Annotated in this window: 23 protein-coding genes; 15 read left to right on the top strand and 8 right to left on the bottom strand. The window is 41.3% G+C overall.

What is annotated here, in order from left to right; all coding sequences use genetic code 11:
* The first annotated feature begins 37 nt into the window (after positions 1-37).
* Both LIR34_RS10880 and LIR34_RS10875 read left to right on the top strand, forming a co-directional pair.
* A complete protein-coding gene (locus tag LIR34_RS10880) occupies positions 38-1,129 on the top strand; it encodes a leucine-rich repeat domain-containing protein (protein WP_173903178.1) in 1,092 nt (363 codons plus the stop codon).
* On the top strand, positions 1,084-2,883 hold the full coding sequence (locus LIR34_RS10875; protein WP_173903179.1) for a hypothetical protein: 1,800 nt from the start codon (positions 1,084-1,086) through the stop codon (positions 2,881-2,883). Before LIR34_RS10880 ends, LIR34_RS10875 begins: the two co-directional genes overlap by 46 nt.
* Positions 2,884-2,993: 110 nt before the next feature.
* Here the strand turns inward: LIR34_RS10875 and LIR34_RS10870 are convergent, their stop codons facing one another.
* Complete coding sequence (locus LIR34_RS10870) at positions 2,994-3,179, bottom strand: helix-turn-helix domain-containing protein (protein WP_161285582.1); 186 nt, start codon at positions 3,177-3,179, stop codon at positions 2,994-2,996.
* A 317-nt stretch (positions 3,180-3,496) separates the two neighbouring features.
* Here LIR34_RS10870 and LIR34_RS10865 point away from each other — a divergent pair, with 317 nt between their 5' ends.
* The gene (locus LIR34_RS10865; RefSeq protein WP_161285581.1) at positions 3,497-3,832 is read left to right on the top strand and encodes a hypothetical protein; all 336 of its coding nucleotides are present in this window, start codon (positions 3,497-3,499) and stop codon (positions 3,830-3,832) included.
* A 248-nt stretch (positions 3,833-4,080) separates the two neighbouring features.
* Positions 4,081-4,884 carry a DUF2399 domain-containing protein gene (locus LIR34_RS10860; protein WP_265107723.1) on the top strand — a complete coding sequence of 268 codons (804 nt, stop codon included), beginning with the start codon at positions 4,081-4,083 and terminating at the stop codon, positions 4,882-4,884.
* A 154-nt stretch (positions 4,885-5,038) separates the two neighbouring features.
* Here the strand turns inward: LIR34_RS10860 and LIR34_RS10855 are convergent, their stop codons facing one another.
* The 3 genes from LIR34_RS10855 to panD all read right to left on the bottom strand — a co-directional run bounded on the left by LIR34_RS10855 (position 5,039) and on the right by panD (position 7,443).
* The gene (locus tag LIR34_RS10855; RefSeq protein ID WP_173903181.1) at positions 5,039-6,028 is read right to left on the bottom strand and encodes a bile acid:sodium symporter family protein; all 990 of its coding nucleotides are present in this window, start codon (positions 6,026-6,028) and stop codon (positions 5,039-5,041) included.
* Between the two features lie 3 nt (positions 6,029-6,031).
* The gene (gene panC, locus LIR34_RS10850; protein WP_173903182.1) at positions 6,032-6,871 is read right to left on the bottom strand and encodes a pantoate--beta-alanine ligase; all 840 of its coding nucleotides are present in this window, start codon (positions 6,869-6,871) and stop codon (positions 6,032-6,034) included.
* A gap of 179 nt (positions 6,872-7,050) precedes the next feature.
* Complete coding sequence (gene panD, locus LIR34_RS10845; protein WP_161285571.1) at positions 7,051-7,443, bottom strand: aspartate 1-decarboxylase; 393 nt, start codon at positions 7,441-7,443, stop codon at positions 7,051-7,053.
* 520 nt (positions 7,444-7,963) lie between these two features.
* Here panD and LIR34_RS10840 point away from each other — a divergent pair.
* The 7 genes from LIR34_RS10840 to LIR34_RS10810 all read left to right on the top strand — a co-directional run bounded on the left by LIR34_RS10840 (position 7,964) and on the right by LIR34_RS10810 (position 14,441).
* Positions 7,964-9,271, top strand: coding sequence for a Na+/H+ antiporter NhaC family protein (locus LIR34_RS10840; protein WP_173903183.1), 1,308 nt, complete (start codon positions 7,964-7,966; stop codon positions 9,269-9,271).
* Between the two features lie 79 nt (positions 9,272-9,350).
* Positions 9,351-9,830, top strand: a complete 480-nt coding sequence (locus LIR34_RS10835; RefSeq protein WP_173903184.1) for a hypothetical protein — start codon at positions 9,351-9,353, stop codon at positions 9,828-9,830.
* 112 nt (positions 9,831-9,942) lie between these two features.
* Positions 9,943-10,584, top strand: a complete 642-nt coding sequence (locus LIR34_RS10830; RefSeq protein WP_161285566.1) for a MerR family transcriptional regulator — start codon at positions 9,943-9,945, stop codon at positions 10,582-10,584.
* On the top strand, positions 10,565-10,876 hold the full coding sequence (locus tag LIR34_RS10825; protein WP_161285565.1) for a YbjQ family protein: 312 nt from the start codon (positions 10,565-10,567) through the stop codon (positions 10,874-10,876). Before LIR34_RS10830 ends, LIR34_RS10825 begins: the two co-directional genes overlap by 20 nt.
* 153 nt (positions 10,877-11,029) lie before the next feature.
* Complete coding sequence (locus LIR34_RS10820; protein WP_161285564.1) at positions 11,030-12,367, top strand: MATE family efflux transporter; 1,338 nt, start codon at positions 11,030-11,032, stop codon at positions 12,365-12,367.
* Positions 12,368-12,434: 67 nt separating this feature from the next.
* Positions 12,435-13,226 carry a uridine phosphorylase gene (udp, locus tag LIR34_RS10815; protein ID WP_173903185.1) on the top strand — a complete coding sequence of 264 codons (792 nt, stop codon included), beginning with the start codon at positions 12,435-12,437 and terminating at the stop codon, positions 13,224-13,226.
* 24 nt (positions 13,227-13,250) lie between these two features.
* Positions 13,251-14,441 (top strand): phosphopentomutase, encoded by a 1,191-nt coding sequence (locus tag LIR34_RS10810; protein WP_173903186.1) that lies wholly within the window; start codon positions 13,251-13,253, stop codon positions 14,439-14,441.
* Positions 14,442-14,538: 97 nt separating this feature from the next.
* On the opposite strand, the gene LIR34_RS10805 is transcribed toward LIR34_RS10810, so the two are convergent.
* Positions 14,539-15,795 carry an RNA-guided endonuclease InsQ/TnpB family protein gene (locus LIR34_RS10805; RefSeq protein ID WP_227239925.1) on the bottom strand — a complete coding sequence of 419 codons (1,257 nt, stop codon included), beginning with the start codon at positions 15,793-15,795 and terminating at the stop codon, positions 14,539-14,541.
* Between the two features lie 312 nt (positions 15,796-16,107).
* Here LIR34_RS10805 and LIR34_RS10800 point away from each other — a divergent pair, with 312 nt between their 5' ends.
* A complete protein-coding gene (locus LIR34_RS10800) occupies positions 16,108-16,596 on the top strand; it encodes a DUF4867 family protein (RefSeq protein ID WP_173903116.1) in 489 nt (162 codons plus the stop codon).
* A gap of 42 nt (positions 16,597-16,638) precedes the next feature.
* Here LIR34_RS10800 and LIR34_RS10795 read toward each other — a convergent pair whose 3' ends face one another.
* Together LIR34_RS10795 and LIR34_RS10790 are read right to left on the bottom strand one after the other, a co-directional pair.
* Complete coding sequence (locus tag LIR34_RS10795) at positions 16,639-17,799, bottom strand: YibE/F family protein (protein ID WP_173903115.1); 1,161 nt, start codon at positions 17,797-17,799, stop codon at positions 16,639-16,641.
* Between the two features lie 16 nt (positions 17,800-17,815).
* The gene (locus tag LIR34_RS10790) at positions 17,816-19,435 is read right to left on the bottom strand and encodes a purple acid phosphatase family protein (RefSeq protein ID WP_173903114.1); all 1,620 of its coding nucleotides are present in this window, start codon (positions 19,433-19,435) and stop codon (positions 17,816-17,818) included.
* A gap of 282 nt (positions 19,436-19,717) precedes the next feature.
* Between LIR34_RS10790 and LIR34_RS10785 the strand changes: the two genes are divergently transcribed.
* The 3 genes from LIR34_RS10785 (at position 19,718) to LIR34_RS10775 (ending at position 21,416) form a co-directional block, all read left to right on the top strand.
* On the top strand, positions 19,718-20,422 hold the full coding sequence (locus tag LIR34_RS10785) for a YjjG family noncanonical pyrimidine nucleotidase (protein ID WP_161285558.1): 705 nt from the start codon (positions 19,718-19,720) through the stop codon (positions 20,420-20,422).
* Between the two features lie 16 nt (positions 20,423-20,438).
* Positions 20,439-20,858 (top strand): SseB family protein, encoded by a 420-nt coding sequence (locus tag LIR34_RS10780; protein ID WP_161285557.1) that lies wholly within the window; start codon positions 20,439-20,441, stop codon positions 20,856-20,858.
* 99 nt (positions 20,859-20,957) lie between these two features.
* Positions 20,958-21,416 (top strand): ferritin-like domain-containing protein, encoded by a 459-nt coding sequence (locus tag LIR34_RS10775; RefSeq protein WP_173903113.1) that lies wholly within the window; start codon positions 20,958-20,960, stop codon positions 21,414-21,416.
* Positions 21,417-21,514: 98 nt separating this feature from the next.
* On the opposite strand, the gene LIR34_RS10770 is transcribed toward LIR34_RS10775, so the two are convergent.
* Positions 21,515-22,477 (bottom strand): aldo/keto reductase, encoded by a 963-nt coding sequence (locus tag LIR34_RS10770; RefSeq protein ID WP_173903112.1) that lies wholly within the window; start codon positions 22,475-22,477, stop codon positions 21,515-21,517.
* Between the last annotated feature and the right edge of the window lie 36 nt (positions 22,478-22,513).

The following is a 22,513-nucleotide window of genomic DNA, read 5'->3' as shown; positions in this document are numbered from 1 at the left end:
AGTTTTAGTTATATATACATGGGAGGTTAAAAGTGAAATGAAAAGAAAAGTAATTTGTATACTGATGTCGTCAATTCTTTCTCTATCATCTGCACAGGTACAAACAATATTTGCTGAGGAAATGACTATTACAGACGGATTGTCAGAATCAGAAAATTCAGATGTGATTGAGAATGAGAATTTACAAATAGAAGATCAAACAGAAACGGTTGATGCAGATAATGAAACAATTCCAGATTGCATAGAAAATCAGGAAGTGGAAGTATTACAAAACGACTCAGAGTTTTCTGATGGAGCTTCGGAAAATACAGAAGGATTGAAAGAATTTTCCGAAAACAATACGAGAGTGACACAGAGTGAGTATAATGGATTTTTGTATGATATTACGGATGAAAATGAAGTTACAATAACAGGATATGATGGCGATGTTGAAAATGGACTTATTATTCCAGACACAATTCAGGATTATCCTGTTACTGAGATTGGAGATTCAGCATTCGCAGGAAAAGATATTAAGGGAGAATTAAAGCTCCCTGAAAAATTGAAACGTATAGGAGAATATGCATTTTCTGGTTGCTATAATTTAACAGGAAATTTAGAATTCCCATCTACATTAAAACAAATTGGTCGAGATGCATTTAAAGGGTGCAGTGGCTTTACTGGTAACCTGATTCTGCCGGAAGGCTTGAAAACAATTGGAGAAGAAGCTTTTTACAGATGCACAGGATATTATTATGACGAAGAGGAAGAAGAAAATGACAAAGGATTATCTGGCAAATTAACACTACCATCTACAGTGACTGACATTGGTGATAATGCATTTAATAGTGGTTCAAGTTTTGATGTTACGGAATCAGGCTACATAAATTGTAACAGATATTTTACAAGAGTAGAAAATTATTCCAATACTCCATTGAATATGAATCAGATAATGGGTGACTGGTATGATTTGCAAGGCCAAAAAATGTTTACAGAATCAGATAATTATTTAATAAATTCTACCGCTGTCTTTGTCCCATATCTGATGAATATTGCAGGAACTCCCGATTATGTAAGAGTTGGTGAAAAAAGAAAGATAATTATATGTTTTATCCTGAAAAATTGGATGCTGAATGCCCTTTATTCGTGAAATTTAGTAGTAGTGATTCGTCAGTAGTGTCAGTTGATGAACAAGGATACATTATTTCTAAAAAGTCAGGAAAAGCTACGATTACGGCAACTGATCTGACGGGACGGAGTGATTCTGAATCAATAACTGTGGTCGAAACTAAAGCAGAAGTAAAAAAGGGTAATATAATATGGTATATTCCAGAAGAAATTGGACTGGGTTATCAGATTGGGACTTTGAGAAGCGAAAGTTGTGGAGGAATTAGCATTGCCAAAGTGATAAATTTGCCGTCTGACACTATAGGAAAAAAATTACATTTTAATACGGACAGTTCAAAATGGGGATATGGCGATGATTATCATTTTACAGGACCACATGCAGGCGATATGGATTCGACTATATATGATACGTCGGCTGCTTTTGTACATGCATATTATGATACTGCTACTTATCCGGGAACAGTATCGTTTCGGTTAAAATTGGGAGAGGATACTACACAGGGATGGGTTGATAGCCAAATAGTTGGTGATGTTTATAAAGTAAAAATAAAAACTCCTACAATAACAGTTAATGCACCAAGTACTGGAGTTGTTGGCGATTCGTTTACGCTAACTTCTACATTACAGGATACAGCATTAAAAAATGAATTGATATCTAAGTACATAATTGGAAATAGATTTTATCATACACTGGTATATCAGCCAACATTTGAAATTATACAAGGTGCAGACTTGGTAGCATGTAGTGATGGGAATTTTTCACATATGTTGACAGCAACTGAGAAAATATCTTTTAAAAAGGCTGGTACTGTAAAAATTAGAATAAAGTATAATCCAGTTTTTCTTTGCAATTGGTGCGAAGAAAACGGCAGAGAGAGTTATTATGTGCCTGAGAAGACGATTACGTTAAAAATAAAACCTGCTACAACTTTGGGAACAGTCAAACTGGGAACAGTAAAATCAGCCGGTTACAACAAACTTTCTTTGACATGGTCTGCCGTTCCGGATGCAACAGGTTACAGTGTTTTTCGGAAAAACGGAAATCATTGGGAGAAAATAGCTACTACATCCGAAAATTCATATAAACATATTTCATCCAAAAAATTTCCAATAAAAACGGGAGTTACTTATATGTATACAGTAAGAGCGTATAGAAAATCTGGAAAATCAATAATTTATGGTAACTATGATAAAAATGGAATGAAAGGAAAAACAGTTGCAGAGAAACCAGTGCTGACTTCAATTTCGTCTCCAGCGTATAATCAAGTTAAGATAACTTGGAAGAAAGCAACTGGAGCGACAGGTTATATTGTTTATCGTAAAAACAGTAAAGACAGATGGGAACGTCTTGCAGTATTAAAAGGGAATATGACGTCTTATACCCAGACATCTTCAAAAGATTTTCCAATTGTATTGGGAAGAACTTATACCTATACAGTTCGGTCTTATACTTCTACAGAAAAAACATATGGACTTTATGATTCTAGCGGAAAGAAAATTCAGGTTACGCTTGCAGCACCACAATTAGAAACTGTAAAAAGTGTTTCTTCAGGATTAAAAATCCAGTGGAAAAAGGTTGCAGGAGCTTCTGCTTATGTTGTCTATAGATGTGAAAATGGAAAGTGGGAACTGTTAACAAGAACGAAAAGACTGTATTATATAGATTCAAAAGCCCAAAAAGGTATTACATACAGATATGCGGTAAAAGCTTATAGCACTGTTGATCGAAAAAATATATATAGTAGCAAGTCTAATACGAAAAGTGGTCGTTATTAGATAAGCATTGTAGAAAGATTGAATGAAGTAATTGTTTATAAGTTGATCAATAAAACGCCAGCGATTTTTGAAATATTTAGGAATCTCTGGCGTTTTTTATATACAAATTATTATTTTTTATGCCTAGAAATGAAATCTCTTACAGAGTCAGCAGGGATTTTCCAATGTGATCCTAATTTAAAGGCTTCAATTTCGCCAGACCTCATAAGGCGATAGGCGGTTGATTCTGATATCATAAGGTGTTCACAAAGTTCTTCAAGGGTAATAAGATCATCTGCTATATTTTCGTGTGTCATTTTTCGGTATTCTCCTTTATATGTTTCTTTTTACTGGTATGTTAAAGAAATATTTTTTATTAAAAGTACAAATAGCATGATAAGCTGCTCAAGATAGAATGAATGAGGAGCAAATGCAAAACGGTCCCAACTAACGTATTCTTGTATATAATAATAGAAATAAATATACAGATTTAGACAAGGTATGGTAGCAATAAATAATATTTATAACCTTAAGATTATGATAAAGAGTAATACAACATAAGGAATAGTATTAAAAATTAAAAAATGACAATAAATACCAACATATAAATAAAAAAATTAGAAGGAGAGTACCGATGGATAATATAAAGATTATGAGAAATATGGTATCTGTTGTAGATGAAAAACGTAAGAGTCGCAAATTTCCCCTAAGTGATACAGAATTTGTAAAAATTAATAATGTAAGTAAGCAACTGGGATTTAAGAAGCCTCGCGATTTAATGGTGTATCTTTGCTGCGGTGAAAACAGTTTTATAGAAAAAATGGCTGAAAATGAAAGAGCGCATTTTGCTATTCTATTAAATCCATTGGCTACTGCTATAAATAAAATTGAGTCAGGAATTGATATTGAAAATTCACAAAAACAGTTAATAGACGAAGGGAAAAAATTATGCCGAACTTACAAGTTGTAAATCAAGTAAAACATGATTTTGTTGCGTATAATAACTTGCTTTATTATGTAGCGCGACCAGATAGATGTAGAAATCGTATGATTGGAATGACAAATGTATTTTTTGATTTTAGTGAAGCACCGAAAAATCTTGTGAATAAGCAAGTGCAGCGTTTTAGAGAGTATCATTCGGTCAACAGTCGGTACGCAATACATATCATTGTATGTTTTTCACCTGATGAAGTAGAATATCTCAGCTGTAATAGAGTTTTGGAAATTGGATATTTTCTTGCAGAAACAGAATTTAATAAACTGCCATACAGAAAGGAACAGAAAATATACCTGGCAGTTTTTGCCGCAATGTTGACTGGAAATCCGCATGCATTTGACAGAGGAACTGTGGGCGGCAGGATACTTGAACAGATGATTCACAGAAGTCTGGAACAGCGGAATTTACTGATAGAGGGTACAGAAATATTTCCGGCATATAAAAGACAGAAGAGTTTTCTTGCAGCAGGAATTCTTCTGGATGATGTATCCAATTATGCGATGGTGTGTAATGTAGAGGCAGTAAAAAAAGATGGAACTATTCATATGGGAATGGATGGATTTCAAAAAGAAAAGGATATGCTTCAGGTACCCCTTGGAGTAATTTCTGACTGGAAGGAGGTAAGATGTCTGCAGCAGAAAATTTATATTGTAGAAAATCCGTCTGTTTTTGCAATGCTTTGTGGAAAGGCTGAGTGTTCATGTATGTGCATGAATGGTCAGCCTCGACTCGCAGGACTTATGCTCCTTGATCTTCTGGAAAAATCTGGAACTACGATTTATTATTCTGGTGATCTGGATCCGGAAGGGATTTTGATTGCACAGAAACTGGCAGACTATTATCGGGGAAAGTTTCATTTCTGGCATATGGATCCGGAAGATTATAATAAAAGCAGATCTGAGGAAGTGATTTCTGACAGAAGGATGAAAATTCTGGATAAAATCACAGACGTCAGACTGATTTCAGTGGTTGATGAGATAAAAAAATACAAAACTGCCGGATATCAGGAAAGAATATTTGTATAGCCGATAGTACATCAATATGTATTAAGATAGGGATAATACAAAATCAGAAAGTGAGCAGGGAGTAGAGGTAACTTATCTGGAAGGCTGTTGTGAATAGTAATGGTTTAAGAAATCCCGGAATCATAAGGTTCCGGGATTTCTTTGAGTATGGATATCAGATTTCTGGTATTGCTTTTTCATTGGTATGCTGTTTGTCGAGCTTTTCGACACCCGAACGGCGAATACTGGCAAAAACAGAGCCGGCAATATTGTGCCATACACTAAAAATAGCTCCTGGAAGTGTTGCCAGTGGGTTGGCGGCGAAGTTTGCTGCTGCCAGGGAAACTGCCAGTCCACTGTTCTGCATACCGACCTCAATAGCTATAGCAGTTGTCCTTGTATATTCTACATGGAAAAGCTTTGTTGCAAGAAGACCAAGCATCATACCGCAGAAATTGTGGATCGCCACAACAATAAGCACAAGGACTCCACAGCTTAAGATTTTTTCTGCATTGACAGCCACGATTCCGCCAATGATCATAACAATAGCCATAACAGAGATCAGAGGCATAACATCAGACACCTTATCGACATGATCGCCGGCAAGTGTATGAAGAAGGATACCAAGGAGTACCGGAATCAGGATTACTTTGACTACAGAAAGCACCATTGCCCAGAAAGATACTTCTACCCAGGCTCCAGCCAGAACGTACACGAGAAATGGGGTCATAACAGGTGCTGCCAGGGTGGAAACAATGGTCATTCCGACAGAAAGTGCTACATCGCCGCCGGCAATATAGGTGATTACATTGCTGGCTGTTCCGCCCGGACAGCATCCTACAAGGATCACACCCAGTGCCAGATCTGCGGGAAGTTTCATGACTTTACATAGTACCCAGGCTACGATTGGCATGATTGTATACTGAGCTGCAGCACCGATGATCACTTCCTTTGGTCTGGAAAAAATTGCCCGAAAGTCTTCCAGACGTATGGTCAGTCCCATACCGAACATGATCACACCGAGAAAGACGGAGGTATAATTGGTCATCCATGCAAAGCCATCCCGCCAGAAAAAAGCAAGGCAGGAGAAAGCAATAATGATGATCCCGATATATCTGGATGCAAGGCTGCTGATTTTTCCGATTTTCTTTAGAATATTTTCCATATATTATACCTCGTAGCTGAAGTTGTCGATCAGTCTTGTTTTTCCGATGTAAACAGCCATTGCTACGAGAACACTGCAATCTGCTTTTTCTACCGGCTGCATGGTAAGAGCATCTACCATGGAAACGTAATCGATCTTTGCCAGAGGTTCTGCTTCAATCACTGCACGCATTTTGCCGAGAAGTTCTTCTGCCGAAATTCCTGTATGAATCATGGACTGGCCAAGTTTTACAGCTTTTGACAGGCAGAGAGCAGCTTTTCTTTCTTCTTCATTTAAATATGTGTTTCTGGAGGATTTTGCAAGTCCATCTTCCTCACGAACAATAGGGCAGCCTATGATTTCAATATCAAAATTGAGATCCTGCACCATCTTGCGGATGATAGCCAGCTGCTGGGCATCTTTCTGTCCGAAATATGCTCTGTCCGGAGCTACAATATGGAACAGTTTGGTTACAACTGTACACACACCCTTGAAATGGATAGGACGTGTTTTTCCGCAAAGTGTCTCGGACAATGTATCAATACTTACAAAGGCATGGGGATCATGATACATCTCAGATGGTTCCGGGCAGAAAATAAGATCTGCGCCGAGACTTTCGCAGAGTTTGCTGTCGCGTTCAAAATCTCTGGGATATGCGTCAAGATCTTCTGTCGGTCCAAACTGTGTTGGATTAACAAAATCTGATACTACTACAACGTCATTTTGTTCTCTGCATTTTTTGATCAGACTTGCATGTCCTTCATGAAGAAATCCCATAGTCGGAACAAGTCCGACAGTCTTGCCTTCTTTTTTCCATGCTTTGATTTGTTTTCTTGTTTCTTCTACTGTTTTTGTTACCTGCATTGTTATCTCCTCTTTCCCGGTCAATGGACCGTTATCATAGATTTTGAGATAGCCTCTTTTCTGAATTCACTTTCATCTCATTTGATCCAACTGATATAATAGTTATCAGTCAGAATGGCGGTTTGTTCTTATAGTACTTTGTCAAATTTCGGACAAAATGTCCTGATATGATATTGTTTTCAGGACATGTCTTTGAGCAGACCATGTTTCTCATAATTGGTCACTCTGCTGATTTTGTTCTCTTCATCTACAAACACAACTGCAGGCTTATGGGTGCGTGCCTCTTCTGGCTCATACCCGGCGTAAGCCATGATGATGATCTTGTCACCTGTGCTTACACATCTTGCTGCTGCTCCGTTCAGGCAGATCATACCGCTTCCACGTTTTCCGCTTATGGTGTATGTCTCGAACCGACTGCCGTTGTTTACATCTACAATCTGAACTTTTTCATATTCCAGTATTCCGGCAGCTTCCAGCAATTCTTCGTCCACAGTAATGCTTCCGACATAGTCCAGTTCTGCCTGCACAACGGTTGCTCTGTGGATTTTTCCTTTTAACATTTCTATTGTCATCTTATATAGTCCTTTCCTGCAGGAAAAATCTTACAGCTCCATAACTGCAAAAAAGCGTATCAGGATACACTTTGACCCTGAAACGCTTCTGATTGATTCCCTGTAAATTGAGTCCTGTTCTGATACGTAAAACATCCCTTCATATATTCTGTAATGCCCAGAATATGCTTTAGGTTACTGTATCATAAATACCGGCTCATATCTTTTATGATTTTATGTAACTGTTCAGTATCTTTGCAGTTACAGTCTTATCCGTCCGTTCTCCTTAAAGAGTTCCGGCAGATTGTTTTTATATAAGATTCCAGTGATTTCAGCCAGAGTATAGTTTTGAGTTCAAATACTATCTCTGTGGGGTATTATTACATCTGGTTATTTATTTGTCAATAAGGGTCTGCTTATTATAAAAATAAAACGTTTATTGTATTCAAATATATACAGAGAAATGGTAAAATCTATGATGGAGAATGCCATTGAGAAAAAAGAAGGCTTTTTCAATAAATAAAAGGAAGAGGATTTGATAATGAAAAACAAAAAAGGTAATGCCCTTGCTCTTGCTCCGATCGGGGTATTTCTCATACTGTATCTGGGGCTGGGAATTTTGTTCGAGTATGTGATGAAGATTCCGATGGGATTTTATAATGTACCGATCGTAGTCGCGTTTCTGGCAGCGATTCTGGTAGCATGTCTGCAGAACAGAACCGTATGTTTTGACAGAAAACTTGAGATCATGGCACATGGTGTCGGGGACAAGAATATTATTACAATGCTGCTGATCTTTTTGACAGCGGGATCTTTTGTTGGTGTAGTGGGAAGAAGCAGTGCGGAGAGCGTGGCATATTTTATGCTGACTTTGATTCCTGCCAGATTTTCTGTGGCAGTTCTGTTCGTAGTTGCCTGCTTTGTATCGGTGGCAATGGGAACTTCTGTTGGAACAATCACACTTCTGGTTCCAATTGCAGCTGCTGTGTCTGATGCATCAGGCTTTGATCTGGCATTTTGTGTGGCATCTGTCATGGGTGGCGCAATGTTTGGGGATAATCTTTCTTTTATTTCCGACACAACAATTGCAGCCTGTAATGGGCAGGGATGTGCGATGAAAGATAAATTCCGGGAAAACTTCTGGATCGCATTTCCGGCCGCTTTGCTAACGCTGGCTGTGATCCTGCTTCTTTCTTTTCAGACAGAAATACAGGGACATGTCAGCCAGTCCTATCATCTGCTGCAGGTACTTCCGTATGTGCTTGTACTGATCGGCGGCATTGTTGGTATTAATGTTTTTGTAGTTCTTTTGACGGGAATCGTTTCAGGAGCATTCATTATGCTTTGGGGCGGGCATATCACGCCGGTAGAACTTCTGACGAATGTGGGATCTGGTGTTAGTGGCATGTTTGAAACCTGTATGGTGGCGATCCTGGTGGCTGCAATGTGTGCACTGATCCGTGAATATGGAGGATTCGATGCTTTATTGAACTGGATCCGCAAAATTTTCCGTGGACAAAAAGGCGGCCAGCTGGGTATGGGACTTCTTGTCGGAACCATAGACATTGCAACTGCGAATAATACCGTAGCAATTGTTATGGCTAATCCAATTGCAAAAGAAATGTCACATGAGTATGGAATCACACCACGAAAAACAGCGTCCATACTGGATACTTTTTCTTGTATTTTCCAGGGGATCATTCCATATGGAGCACAGATGCTTGTAGCAATCTCGGCAGTTAATGAGCTGGGTGGAGAGATTTCTGCTTTCCAGATCATGCCGAAGCTCTTTTATCCTATGTTTCTTTTTGTGGTTTCCATCATTACCATAGCGAGAAGTGAGAAATAAAGGTATGGTTTTCAGGAACAAAAATGTAAAACAGAGAAGTATAATAAAAAATAAAGTTTTACAGGAAGGAAGAATGATCATGAAGAAAAAAATAATAATTGCGGCAGGAATTCTGGTGGTTATAGCAGTGGGAGCAGGAGTATATCTGAACCATCCATCTGGTGGAGGGGTGGATCAGGAGATTCTGGCCCGTCTTGCAGGGCAGTATGGAATTCCATATGATGATGATATGGATGAGGATGCCTATTATGATAATGAGTGTTTCTGGGAGATGGTCATTTTTACAGAACCAGATGAATTCTTTACGACAAAGCCGCCGGTTCTGATGATCTATGATGCGGAGGCCGGAGACCCTGGCCTGGCAGGAACGATCGTAGAGCTGGACACTGACACCATAAAGATAAAAATAGACAATGATATGACAGATAAAGAATACTATCCGTCCGGATGGGAAATGGAATCAAATACCATGGAGTTTACCTATGAAGAAACAGAGGATGGTCTGGAACTGACCAATCACGGCAAAACATTCACATTTGTAAAATATCAGGAAGATTAAACGTAAAAAAATAAAAAACACTTGACCTTCCACCTTATGGAAGCTGTATAAAACAAGTACAGACAGCAACAGAAACGGTTTTCAGGCTGTCGGGAAAGCAAGAGGTAGTACAATGAAGATCAAACAGGTGGAAGAGCTTGTGGGAATCACAAGAAAAAATATCCGTTTTTATGAAGAGCAGGGGCTTCTTAATGTAGAACGTGCAGAAAACGGATACAGGGAATATCATCAGGAGGATGTCATACGGCTTCAGGAAATTAAGCTGTTCCGCAAGATGGATATTTCTATAGAAGAGATGAAATCCCTCTTCGAAAAAAAGAAAAGCCTGCAGATCTGCCTGGAGCAGCATCTGAGGGAACTGGAACATCGCAAAGAAGATCTCTCAAAGATGCAGGGGATGTGTGAACGTCTGATCCTGGAACATCGATCACTGGATTCTTTGAATGCAGAGGACTGTCTGGAAGAAATCGAGAAGATGGAGAAAGAAGGTGCGAGGTTTATGGATGTAAGCAAAACAGATGTCCGAAAGAAAAAAAGAACAGGAGCAATTGCAGGTGCTGTGGTAATGATACTGCTCATGGCATTTACCATTGTATTGATCTTGTGGGCGAATACACAGGATCCGATTCCATTAGGACTGCTTCTGCTTATAACAGCGATTCCGGTTATCATAATCATAGGAACGCTCATAGCACTTGCAGGAAGAATGAAAGAGATCGAAGGAGGAGAAGAGGATGAAGCTTCTAAGTATTGAAAACATTCCTGGTGTGGATTTTGAGCCACTTGGAATTGTCAAAGGAACAGTTGTCCAGACAAAGAATATAGGAAGGGATTTCATGGCAGGCATGAAAACTCTGGTTGGCGGTGAGATCGTAGGTTACACAGAGATGCTGAATGAGGCACGACAGATTGCTACGAAACGCATGGTGGATGAAGCCAAAGAAATGGATGCAGATGCCGTGATCGGTGTGAAATACGGATCTTCACAGGTCATGTCAGGAGCAGCTGAAGTAATCGCATATGGAACAGCAGTGAAATATAAATAACCAGAAAGAACAAAAAAATCAGAGAATCCCATGTCACAGACAACAGTGATGTGGGATTCTTACTATATACCAGAAATAGGATGAAAATCTGTGCCAAACCATGTATAATAGGATTTGTGGATGATGAAAAATAAAAATGGATGAGGAATGAAAATGGAAGGAAATTTAACAAAAGGTCCTATTTTAAAAACGCTGACGAAACTTGCGGTTCCGATCATGGCGTCATCGTTTCTGGGGACTTTGTACAACATCACAGATATGGCCTGGATTGGTCTGCTTGGTTCGAAGGCAGTTGCCGGTGTAGGTGTTGGAGGTATGTTTACCTGGCTTTCGCAGGGACTTGCAGCTATGGCCAGAATGGGCGGTCAGGTGCATGTGGCACAGTGTATCGGACGTGGAGACAGAGAAAGGGCACACGGTTTTGCGCAGGCAGCAGTACAGCTTGCCGCATTTATGGGAATGGCATATGCAATTCTTTCGCTGCTGTTTACCAGACAGATGGTAGGATTTTTTCAGCTTGCAGATGCACAGGCTCATGCAGCGGCAATGTCATATACGAGGATTGCCTGTGGGCTGATCGTATTTTCATTTATGACGCTGACCCTGACAGGACTTTATACTGCACAGGGAGATTCAAAGACGCCTTTTATAGCGAATCTTGTCGGCCTGGCCACAAATATGGTCCTGGATCCTGTGCTGATCCTTGGGGTGGGAAGTTTTCCGAAGCTTGGTGTTGTCGGGGCTGCAATTGCAACGGTAACAGCACAGGCGATCGTTATGAGTATCATGATAGTTGGAATTGTCATACAGAAGAAAGAAAATGTATTAAAAGGAACCAGGCTTTTTGCAAAGATCCCGCGGGAATATCTGCAGGGGATCTGTAAGATTGGAATTCCGACAGCAATACAGGGAATGGCATATTGTGCAATCTCCATGGTGCTGACACGTATGATCTCAGGATATGGTGCAGAAGCTGTTGCAACGCAGAGAGTCGGAGGTCAGATTGAATCAATATCATGGAATACTGCAGATGGTTTTGCAGCGGCATTAAATGCTTTTATTGCACAGAACTATGGTGCAGGCAGGAATGATCGTGTCAGAAAGGGCTATAAGGCTTCTTTATGGACGGTTGGCATTTGGGGACTGCTGATCTCAGCTGTATTTATATGTGTTCCAGAGCCGATTGCCAGGATCTTTTTCCATGAACCAGCGGCAATTGCAACGGCAGTTGAATATCTGATCATCATAGGTTTCAGCGAAGCTTTTATGTGTGTGGAATTAACGACGGTTGGTGCATTATCAGGACTTGGCAGAACCCGGCTCTGCAGTATTATCAGTATAGCCTTTACCAGTGCTAGAATCCCGCTGGCGATCATTCTCGGAGGTATTATGGGGCTGAATGGAATCTGGTGGGCACTTTCTTCTACATCAATTGTAAAGGGCATTATTTTTACCTGTACATTCTTATGGATCACAAGAAAACGGAAATAAAGTCAATCGCATGTGAGACAGGGCATGTATAATACAGAACTACCAAAGGAAAGGATGGTGGACGGATATGAAAAATTATTCAGAGGATACGAGCAGGCAGTATCACATTCAGGCAGGAAAAGGAGAAGTCGGACGATATGTAATCTTACCGGGAGATCCGAAACGCTGCCAGAAAATTGCAGAGTATTTTGATGATCCGGTTTTTGTGGCGGACAACCGAGAATATGTAACCTATACAGGAATGCTGGATGGTGTAAAGGTAAGCGTAACATCTACCGGGATTGGCGGTCCGTCTGCCTCAATCGCAGTGGAAGAGCTGTATCGCTGCGGAGCAGATACATTTGTCCGTATTGGAACCTGTGGAGGAATGCAGACAGAGGTAAAGAGCGGTGACATTGTAATCGCAACAGGGGCAATCCGTATGGAAGGAACCAGTAAGGAATATGCTCCTATAGAATTTCCGGCAGTAGCGAATCTGGAAGTGACGAATGCGCTTGTAGCGGCAGCCGGGAAAAAGGGCTGTACATTTCATACAGGTGTGGTGCAGAGTAAAGATGCATTTTATGGACAGCATGAACCGGAAACAAAGCCAGTCAGCTATGAGCTTATGAATAAATGGGAGGCCTGGAAACGGATGGGATGTCTTGCATCGGAGATGGAATCTGCTGCGATTTTTGTTGTGTCAGGGTATTTAAAAGTCCGTGCAGGTGCCTGTTTTCTGGTAATGGCAAATCAGGAAAGAGAGAAACTGGGACTGGAAAATCCGGTGGTACATGACACAGATAAAGCAATCCAGATAGCTGTGGAAGCAATCCGTGAACTGATCCGTGCTGACAAGGCAAAGGCAAAGCAGAAATAGGCATAATAGCAGAAAGGAACGCTTATGGAAACGTATAAGAGAGTGTTTGTAATTGTCCTGGATTCACTTGGAATCGGAGCGATGCCGGATTCGGAAGAATTTGGTGATAAAGGTGTGGATACCTTTGGACACATCCTGGATAAAATGGGAAAACTGGATATTCCGAACCTTCAGAAGCTTGGAATGCTGAATCTGCATAAAGGCGGCACTATGGAAGGTGTAGAGAAACCTCTGGGGTGTTATATGCGGATTGCGGAAAGAAGCAATGGCAAGGATACGATGACCGGACATTGGGAAATGATGGGAATCTATACACAGAAACCATTTAAAACCTTTACAGAAACCGGATTTCCAAAGGAACTGATTGATGAACTTGAGAAAAGGTGCGGCAAACGTGTTATTGGAAATAAGAGTGCAAGTGGGACAGAGATCATTGAAGAACTTGGTGAAGAGGAAATCAATACAGGTGCGATGATCGTATATACCTCTGCTGACTCTGTACTGCAGATTTGTGGAAATGAGGAAACATTTGATCTTGCCAATCTGTATCGCTGCTGTGAGATTGCTAGAGAACTGACACTTAAAGATGAGTGGAGAGTTGGAAGAGTCATTGCAAGACCTTATATCGGAATGAAAAAAGGGGAATTTAAGCGAACCAGCAACCGTCATGATTATGCCCTCAAACCAACAGGCAGAACAGTTCTGAATGCATTGAAGGATGCGGGGCTGGATGTGATCGGTATTGGAAAGATCCATGATATTTTCTGTGGTGAGGGAATCACAAAAACCTATCATTCTGACAGTTCTGTCCAGGGGATGCAGCAGGCAGCAGAAGTCGGTGCAGAAGATTTTCATGGGCTGTGTTTTGTAAATCTGGTAGATTTTGATGCACTGTGGGGACACAGAAGAAATCCGGAAGGGTATGGTCATGAGATTGAGAAGTTCGATAAGGGACTTGGAACTTTGCTGAATAAACTGAGGGAAGATGACCTGTTGATTCTGACCGCAGATCACGGAAATGATCCAACTTATACGGGAACCGATCATACAAGAGAATATGTACCATTTATCGCATACTCTCCCAAGATGCAAGAGACAGGTCCTATAGAAGATCAGGATACATTTGCTGTGATAGGAGCATCTGTCGCAGAAAATTTCGGTGTGGAAATGCCGGAGGGTACAATTGGAAAATCGATTCTGGATCGGTTAAAGTGAACTACTCGGCAACTAAGTTACCAGAGCATCTGAAATCTGGCGGGATACCGCCTTTTTTCAGGGTGCGTCCATGACACCAATACTGCTTGCCTTTCGGCTATGCAGCTACTTTTATTATTTCTGGATTCTTTAGTCCGGTTACGGACAGTTCCTTCTGTTTTTCGGATACGGAAAGATATTTCCGCAGGATATTAAACGCGCCTACTGCATCTGCATTGTATCTTACTCCGTCAGTTATATACATGCCCCGTTCTTTTCGGTTTGATGCTTCTGCATATCTTTTTGATACTTCTGGTGATAACGGGCTACACTGGCTGGTATAGCTTTCTTCCTGCTTGATCAATTGAATCCCATACAGTTTCAACTTATATTCCAGCATGATGTATAGTTTGTTATATGGCAGTCCGTGAAACTTCTGGTTGGTCTTGTGTCCCATATCTTTTTCTTTACGGATATTTCGGATGTTCCCCACAATCATACAGCGGATGTCTTCTTTTCTACAGTATTCTGCAATCCATCTGGTCACTTTGTGAAGGTAATCCTTCACTGCATTCTGCTTTTTCCTGTAAAGTCTCTGGATATGTTTCGATGATTTTGGATATTTTATTCCTCTTTCCGATTGCTGTGCATACCATACAGACTGCACTCTGGCGATCTCTTTATGAAAATATCTTTCCAGAGAAAGATATTTTCTTCCCAGAATAAAAGTCCTGCCATTTCCAGAATCATAGCAGGTCATCAGATTATGAAGTCCCAGATCAATCGATAAATAATGTCCATTCTGAGAAAGCTGCTCCGGTTCTTCAATCTCATAGATAACAATAAGGTCGTATTTTCCATTTTCCGGCGGATAGATCCGCAGCTGCTTTATATGATCCATGTTCCTGAAAATCTTATTTTCAAGATATAGAAATTTTTCATGGATCCCGTATGTTTCTTCCATGTAGCTTTTCAGTTCCTTTGGCAGAGACAGCCTCAGCTGGTCCGAACCTTTCTCATGCCTGATCCCCATCTGCATGTATGTGACCGGTATATTTCCCTGTTTAAAACGGGGCGGATTTGGATCTTTGATCCCTCCGGTCTTTTTCAGGACATAAAAAGATTTCCATGCTTTATCCAGCTGCTTGCAGGTCTCCTGCGCTGTCTGTGACGGAAGCTGTTTATACCACAGATTTCCTTTATGTGCTTTTTTCTGATAATACCAGTCAGGATACTTTTCCAGTCCCAGTTCTTTATAATGACGCCGTTCATAGTTGCAGATATTCCAGAGTTTGGATGCTGCATAACACATATGCCCTATGATATTGGAATATTCCTGACTGATCTTTATGGATGTTTTATGTGACAGCAGCATCTCCATTCTCCTTCTGGTTCATAATTTCTACTATGGTTATAGCATAGCACAAAATGCTCTTGCTTTTCAATATAAATCTGGTCTGCTTTCTTTTGAAAACAAATACAAGAATCAGGAGATATAAGAAATCAATCTTTGTTGTTATATTTTTTGTGCGGATACGCACAATCCTGTGCTTTCATCTCGGTAATTGAATTGCAGAGGATTCCCACCTATTGTCCTAAATAGCTTGAGACTGTTTTTTTACTATGTTATACTGGATGTATTGAGAGAATCAACGGGGTTTTTATTAAAAAGAGGAGGCTTTTCTATATGAGAGAGGTAAAAGCAGTAAAAATTAACGCGGCAGATTTTGCACCGTATGGAACATTCTACAGCATGACAGAACCGGAGGGACATCCGCTGGAAGGTGAAATCCATAAATTTTATCCAGATCGTATTTCTGGTGCCTGTGTCGGAAGTATGGCATTTTCTCCGCTTGCTGTCCGCAAAGATGAGAGAATTATTAAAGCAGCGGAATATCATACAACTACATGGGAGGGAATTGTTGCGTTGGACGATGACATGATTATTCATGTTGCACCGGCATCCGGCGGCACACCTGTCCCGGAACTGACGAAGGCTTTTCTTGTGCCGAAGGGATACATGGTAAAACTGAATGCGGCAATCTGGCATCTCTGTCCGCTTCCGGCAAATAACGAAGTACTTCATGCAATGATCATTCTTCCGGAATGTACTTATGCAAATGACTGTATAGTAGTTGATTTTGACGAGAAGGACTGGTTTAAGATTACCGTATAAAAAGTCTCCGGGTTGAACCCGGAGACTTTTTTTCCACGAAGATCATAATTTTACAGCAGTTTCTTTTCTGTGAAAAAGAATTGTACAGATCAGTACAGTAAGTGGAACGGAGAGTACGATTCCGAAACTTCCGGCAAGTCCCTGCATGATCGCAATACCAATATTGTTTGAGTTGATGATCTGCTGATATGGAAGATCATAGGCATAATCCAGAAGAAGCGTACTTACACTGCTTCCTGCGAATGCAAGAATCAGGGTATTACTGTCAGTTCCCATCATATCTCTTCCGACACGCATTCCGGCCTTAAACAGTTCTTTTCGTGTGAGGGAAGAATTCTGTTTGTAAATCTCATCAATGGCACTGCTGATGGACATGGCAACATCCATGACAGCACCGAGACAGGAGATCAGAAGCCCGGAAAAAAGAAGTCCGCCAACCTGGATCCGGTTGGTATTCCACAGAGTCATCAGCGTTTCAATATCAGATACATTGTAGCCGGAAATGCCGGATGCTTTGCTGAAGCACCATGCAGAGATACCGGCAAGAACAACACCTGCCAGGGTGCCCAGTGTAGCTGCACAGGTTTTCTTTGTCGGTCCGCCGATCAGATACATAGTGACCAGTGTGGTAAGAAAACAGATAAATACTGCTGACCAGAATGGTGAATATCCAAGATACACAAGCGGAAGATATACAAAGATCACGCAGAAAAAAGTAAAGATCAGGCCAAGACATCCTTTGATCCCCTGTTTACCGCCGATGATGCATAATGCAAGAAGATAAAGAAGGGCAAAGATGTAAATAACCCACTCACGATCCTGAGAGTAAACGCTGGCGATCGTGGTCTCACCGGCAACGCTCTGCATGACAATGACCTTCATTCCTACTGTGCAGGCTGCACCAAAAAGATAACCGGAGCTGCTGGTGACATCAAGTTCTTCTCCCTTTCGTACACCAGTGAGCATTTTTACCCGTACCTTCTGTTCTCCTACACGGGTTCCGTTGGAATCGAGATTATCCTGAAGGATTTCTGTGACTTTTCCCTTTTCAAATGTCTGCCCCGTCCGGACAACCAGTTCTGTTTTTTCTACCTGATTAAGCTTAAAGACAAAAACAGCGAACACACAGACAAGTAAAAGATAAATAAGATACCGGACTGCTTTTTTTCTGGAAAGCAGCCCGGTAAATCTGGCGTGAGTCATACGAGTTCAGATCCCCTTAATTTGCAGAATCGTCGGCTTCAGTATCAGAAGCATCTGTGGTGTCAGCAGATGTATCTGTACCGGATTTCTGGATGGTAAAAGTATCATCGATAGCTTCAGTTTTGCCATCATCGGTGATCTGGTAAGTGTCGATGGAGAAGGAATCAGCACTCATTGTGATGACGGAATAACTTGGAAGCCAGTTCTGGCTGCGTACTGCTACATAATCCTGCTGTGTGGAGAGCAGTTCGTAATATTTGGAACCGGAAGCGGAGTTTGCTGTCATGTAAAGGATTCCCTGAGGATCTGTTACAGTATTTCCGTCTACATCCTCAATTGTATAGCAGTTGTTGTCCTCGTGGAATGCATCGAGAGCAGCCTGTGCATCAGTATTGCCTTCTTCCGGAGCAAGTGTGATCTGATCGCCGGTATCTACATTTGTAGCGTGATCCCAGTCATAGTCCGTGCCGTCTGCGTTTAAACTGAACTCATAGTTCTGATGAGTCTGTCCGTCACCGTAGAGCATTTTGGAACGGCTGTAGGTGTGGTCATGACCCTGGAGAACGACATCAATATCGTTAGCATCAAAGACAGGAGTAAGCTGGGTACGAAGGATCATACCATCTGTATCAGAATGATCAAGACCGGAGCCGTAAATATCCTGATGGATAGTTACGATACGCCATTTTGCATCCGGATATGCCTTTACAGCCTCCTCGATGGTTTTCTGATGCTCTGCCACGTTATAGTTGTTTGTATTAAGGACAATGAAAAGTCCTTTGCCATAGCTATAATAGTAATCACCGCCGGCAGCAGTTTTTCCGTTGTCTGTATTGTTCGGGTTGTTAAAATGGTAGGAGTAATCAGGATTCAGAGAGTCATGATTACCGATGGTTGTTGCTACCGGAAGGCTTTTCAGTGCGTCTGCACTCAGATAGGAGGCGTATTCCTCTTCTTTGGCTTCACCGGTTTTGTTTACCTGATCACCGGCAGAGATGACAAAGTTTACATCTGGATTTTCAGAAAGTGCGGTATTCAGTGTACGATTCCAGGAAAAGCCATCGTTCTCGGCAGCAGTATTAGCTTCACCGGATTCGTTGGTCAGTTCGGCACCATCCTGGGTCTGACCTTTGGAAGCACCAATCTGCGGATCGCCTACATAGAGGATTTTTACGGAATCTGTTTTCTGTGTTTTATATTCGCACACGTCTGTCTGCTGACCGTTTTTCTCTACTGTGTAGTAGTAGGTTGTCTCTGGTTCAAGTCCGGTTACAGTTACGTGATTATATTCATATGCTTTATCGCCGGTAAGTTCCTGATCTACATCGCCGGCAGTACCCTCGAAGGTTTCAAGATTGTCTTTATCGGTTCCGAAATGGACAACAGGAGTAGCAGTACTGTCACCTTTTTCGCTGTACCATGCAAAGTTAAGCTGTGTGTCATCTGCACCCGGAGTGAGAGATACTTTGGTAAAATCTGCTGCCGTATCTGCCCAGCTGGAAGTCCAGTCAGACCATCCGGAATCAGCACCGGTAACGCTGCTGTCTGTGTAGTGTTCTGTGGATGCATAAACGGAAGGACATACAGTTGTAATGGAACAAAGAGTTAAAAAACCGACAATCAATTTTCTTTTCATAATAATATAAACTCCTTTAAGAGATAGATAATTAAAATGTAATAGATATTTGTTGGATCCAATCCTTACCCTCAGTCGACGCTGTGAAGTATATCACTGTAATTTTCAGAAAACAATAGCATTTACGGAGGTTTGATTGAGATTTTACAGAATCTTCATATAAAAAATATCGACGCATTCAGTTCGGATTACAGAGAATGAAGGGAACAGAAGGCTTTTTGCTTGGAAACCTGTAAAATATGTGATATGGTAAGATGAAACAGAAAAAATGAGGAAAACTATATGAACCATAAGATAAGAGTTCTTTTTCTGGATATTGATAATACTCTGCTGGATTTTGATGCAGGTGCTGCATGGGGAATGGAGCAGTGCTTCCGGAAGGCAGGACTGGAATACAGATCAGAAATGTTTTCTGTATTTACAGAAGAAAACAACAAAATATGGCAGAGGATTGAGCGCAGAGAGCTGACTATGGACGATCTTTTTCATGTGCGCTGGCAGGCAATCCTTGCACATCTCGGACTGGAAGCGGATGGAGTCGAGATGGAAAAGGAATTCCGCAGACTGCTTCATCTGACTGCGATTCCGGTGGAAGGCGCAGAAGAACTTCTGGAATATTTATATAAGAAAGACTACTGTCTCTGTGCCGCAAGTAATGGTCCTTACGAGCAGCAGATCAATCGTCTGAAAAGTGCAGATATGCTGAAATATTTTGACTATTGCTTTGTTTCAGAAAAGATAGGGGCAGATAAGCCGGGAAAACAGTTTTTTGATGGTTGTATGAGGCTTCTTCCGGGAGTGCAGCCAGAAGAATGTATGATGATCGGAGATTCCCTGACAGCAGATATTGCAGGCGGGAAACTCTATGGGATGTCCACCTGCTGGTATGTGCCTTCGGTGGAAAAATATAACGAAGAAAAATCAAAAAGTGGAAAACCGGCAGAGTATATTATCCATGAATTGAGAGAACTAAAAAATATTCTGTAAAAGAAGAGGAAAAAACATGAACAATAACACAGACAAAGGATTACAGGGCAACGAAAAAATAGAAGAGGCGATTGCGGGACTTCAAAAAGAAACCACACAGGAAATGCTGGCACATACGCTTACCGTGATCCGCCGCTGTATGAAAGCGGACGGTCAGTTCATCATTGCTGTGGAACCACCAAAGGGAGATGGACAGATCCGACTGGAAGCGATCAAAACAGAGGATGGAAGAAGTTGGTGGGCAGCATTTACCAGTTTTGAGGAAGAACTGAAAGGGGGCGGAAATGTCAAATCTACATTTCTTACAGATATTGACAGATTATTTGAAACCGCACTTACTGCAGATGAAATCGAAGGTGTGATCCTTAATCCCTGGAACCGCACGATCATGTTGGATAAATACCTGATCAAGGTGATTCTGGGAAAAAATATATAAGATTTTTGCTGAAATAAGATTATAAGTTCAGGTATAATATTTCCCATCACAGCAGATACTGTCATCGTATTGCAAAATCAAAGAGAGGAAGCGTATACGATGATATTAAAAGAAAAGGAACGTACCACGATTGAAGACTTACAGACACAGGAAAAAAGCTGCATTGAGAAATACGGAAGATATGCGCAGCAGGCGAAAGATCCTGAACTGAAGAATCTTTTCCAGACTCTGGAAAAGAAGGAAAGGGAACATTATGATTCTCTTGAACGTGTACTCAGGGGAGAAGTCCCGCAGTGTAACTGCAACGACAATGCAGGGAAAGAGTATCAGCCGAAGGCTGTCTATACGGCGATGAGTTCACCGGAGGACAAACAGCTGGATGCTTTTCTGGCGACGGACTGTATTGCGTCAGAAAAGCTGGTATCAGGAGAATACAATTCAAATGTATTTGTCTTTGGTGACAGTGGAGTGCGTAAACTGCTCGCAGATATTCAGGTAGAAGAGCAGAATCATGCAGAGATGCTGTATAAGTACAAAACAGTAAACGGCATGGCATAAGATAACAGGTTACTGTGAACAGTAACGATAACAGAAGATGAGGGCACAGTTCAGATAAAATGAGCTGTGCCCTCTTTACTTTAGAGGAAATTAGTCAATCATACTTCCGGATAATACTCTCTGAGGAATGGAATGGAGAAGGTTTCCATGGCTTCTCTGAGATCCGCTGTATTTCGTGGCCCGTAAAGTGGCAGGCAGGTAAAATCGCGGCAGGCAAGATATCCAAGAACGGCCTGAGTAAGAGAAATCTGGTATTCTTCCATCAGTCCGTGAAGTCCCTCGGCAATCTTGAGATTCTCAGGCGTATAGTACTCGGAATCTTTTACAGCGGCTGTTCCGTCGGCATATAATTTATGGAAAAATCCACTGCACACAGACATATATGGCATGGCCAGATTCTGAGGATTTTCTGCGTGATACTTCTGCATCTCCTGATCCATGATGGCCAGGGTGTCATCTGCAGGCGGACGCATGGAGGAGGAACCGATATTAAACAATGCCTCATTTGCCGTGAAACCGCGGTATCCTTTGGATGCGGCATAGGCATCTGCTTCTTTCATACGTGCGGTACTCCAGTTGGAGCAGCCATAGTAACGGATTTTTCCCTCTTTTCGGAAATTTTCCATTATTTCAATTAATTCTCCTGCAGGAATCGCTTCATTATCTCTGTGATAAAAATAAATATCAATATAATCTGTGCCAAGTGCACGAAGAGAAAGTTCCAGATCTGTACGCATGTTTTCAGCAGAAATCCGTGAAGCGTGCATATCAGGGGTGGCAGAAGTCATATCCGGATGTCCGCCCTTGGTGAGTAATATAACGTCATGACGCTTTCCGCTCTGACGGAGCCACTGACCAAGTACACGCTCACTGCGTCCGATCTCAGAAGGAATCCAGTCAGAATAGACGCGGGCAGTATCATAAACATTGCCGCCCATATCCAGAAAAGCATCAAAAATCCGGTAAGCATCCTCGCCGTCCCATTTGATGCCGGCATTTACACAGCCCGTTCCCATTGGAGAAAGTTCGAGATCTGTATTCATAAGAGTTATTTTTTTCATATAAATAAGTACCTTTCCTGTTGTGTGATATAAAAA

Origin of the sequence: Blautia sp. MSK17_66, assembly GCF_020538025.1 — a bacterium.
Classification (GTDB): domain Bacteria; phylum Bacillota; class Clostridia; order Lachnospirales; family Lachnospiraceae; genus Blautia_A.
The sequence above is the reverse complement of the archived record's forward strand: the minus strand, read 5'-3'. Positions and strand labels throughout refer to the sequence as shown.

Bases quoted from the DNA above. Each gene is read 5' to 3' on its own strand.
- LIR34_RS10800 (WP_173903116.1), top strand. From the start codon at position 16,108: ATGAGAGAGGTAAAAGCAGTAAAAATTAACGCGGCAGATTTTGCACCG.
- LIR34_RS10810 (WP_173903186.1), top strand. From the start codon at position 13,251: ATGGAAACGTATAAGAGAGTGTTTGTAATTGTCCTGGATTCACTTGGA.
- LIR34_RS10795 (WP_173903115.1), bottom strand. From the start codon at position 17,799: ATGACTCACGCCAGATTTACCGGGCTGCTTTCCAGAAAAAAAGCAGTC.
- udp (WP_173903185.1), top strand. From the start codon at position 12,435: ATGAAAAATTATTCAGAGGATACGAGCAGGCAGTATCACATTCAGGCA.
- LIR34_RS10790 (WP_173903114.1), bottom strand. From the start codon at position 19,435: ATGAAAAGAAAATTGATTGTCGGTTTTTTAACTCTTTGTTCCATTACA.
- LIR34_RS10880 (WP_173903178.1), top strand. From the start codon at position 38: ATGAAAAGAAAAGTAATTTGTATACTGATGTCGTCAATTCTTTCTCTA.
- LIR34_RS10855 (WP_173903181.1), bottom strand. From the start codon at position 6,028: ATGGAAAATATTCTAAAGAAAATCGGAAAAATCAGCAGCCTTGCATCC.
- LIR34_RS10785 (WP_161285558.1), top strand. From the start codon at position 19,718: ATGAACCATAAGATAAGAGTTCTTTTTCTGGATATTGATAATACTCTG.
- LIR34_RS10830 (WP_161285566.1), top strand. From the start codon at position 9,943: ATGAAGATCAAACAGGTGGAAGAGCTTGTGGGAATCACAAGAAAAAAT.
- LIR34_RS10865 (WP_161285581.1), top strand. From the start codon at position 3,497: ATGGATAATATAAAGATTATGAGAAATATGGTATCTGTTGTAGATGAA.
- LIR34_RS10835 (WP_173903184.1), top strand. From the start codon at position 9,351: ATGAAGAAAAAAATAATAATTGCGGCAGGAATTCTGGTGGTTATAGCA.
- panD (WP_161285571.1), bottom strand. From the start codon at position 7,443: ATGACAATAGAAATGTTAAAAGGAAAAATCCACAGAGCAACCGTTGTG.
- LIR34_RS10805 (WP_227239925.1), bottom strand. From the start codon at position 15,795: ATGCTGCTGTCACATAAAACATCCATAAAGATCAGTCAGGAATATTCC.
- LIR34_RS10770 (WP_173903112.1), bottom strand. From the start codon at position 22,477: ATGAAAAAAATAACTCTTATGAATACAGATCTCGAACTTTCTCCAATG.
- LIR34_RS10825 (WP_161285565.1), top strand. From the start codon at position 10,565: ATGAAGCTTCTAAGTATTGAAAACATTCCTGGTGTGGATTTTGAGCCA.
- panC (WP_173903182.1), bottom strand. From the start codon at position 6,871: ATGCAGGTAACAAAAACAGTAGAAGAAACAAGAAAACAAATCAAAGCA.
- LIR34_RS10840 (WP_173903183.1), top strand. From the start codon at position 7,964: ATGAAAAACAAAAAAGGTAATGCCCTTGCTCTTGCTCCGATCGGGGTA.
- LIR34_RS10775 (WP_173903113.1), top strand. From the start codon at position 20,958: ATGATATTAAAAGAAAAGGAACGTACCACGATTGAAGACTTACAGACA.
- LIR34_RS10870 (WP_161285582.1), bottom strand. From the start codon at position 3,179: ATGACACACGAAAATATAGCAGATGATCTTATTACCCTTGAAGAACTT.
- LIR34_RS10820 (WP_161285564.1), top strand. From the start codon at position 11,030: ATGGAAGGAAATTTAACAAAAGGTCCTATTTTAAAAACGCTGACGAAA.
- LIR34_RS10780 (WP_161285557.1), top strand. From the start codon at position 20,439: ATGAACAATAACACAGACAAAGGATTACAGGGCAACGAAAAAATAGAA.
- LIR34_RS10875 (WP_173903179.1), top strand. From the start codon at position 1,084: ATGTTTTATCCTGAAAAATTGGATGCTGAATGCCCTTTATTCGTGAAA.